The sequence below is a fragment of the Xanthobacter autotrophicus genome, from assembly GCF_030015065.1.
In the GTDB taxonomy this organism is placed as follows: Bacteria; Pseudomonadota; Alphaproteobacteria; order Rhizobiales; family Xanthobacteraceae; genus Xanthobacter; species Xanthobacter autotrophicus_D.
Window position 1 is genome coordinate 1 of record NZ_JAIVFN010000519.1, and the last position, 403, is coordinate 403.

Consider the following 403-nt stretch of genomic DNA (forward strand, 5'->3'; position numbering starts at 1 on the left):
ACGCCATCCTGCTGGACCTGCACGGCGCCATGGTGGCCGAGAACAGCCCCGACGGCGAAGGCGACCTGCTGGAGCGCGTGCGCGCCGCCGCGCCGGGCGTGCCCGTGGCCGTGGCGCTGGACCTGCACGGCAACATCACGCCCAAGATGGTCGCCCACGCCGACGTGATGGTGGGCTTCAAGACCTATCCGCACATCGACATGTACGAAACCGGCGAACACGCCGGCCGCCTGCTGCTGGACATGCTGCAGGGCCGGGCGCGCTATACCGTGCGCTGGCATCCATTGCCCATGATGGGCCACACGCTGCGCAGCACCACGCTGCAGGGCGCGATGCTGCGCGCTGTGGACGCGGCGCGCGCGGCCGAGGCCGAAGGCGTTCCCGCCGCCACGGTGTTCGCGGG

The 403-nt window shown here is 71.7% G+C and carries 1 protein-coding gene; it reads left to right on the top strand.

The annotated features are described in order from the left end of the window. The coding region (locus tag K9U40_RS24310) for a M81 family metallopeptidase (RefSeq protein WP_282892603.1) at nt 1-403 on the top strand (403 nt) is incomplete at both ends.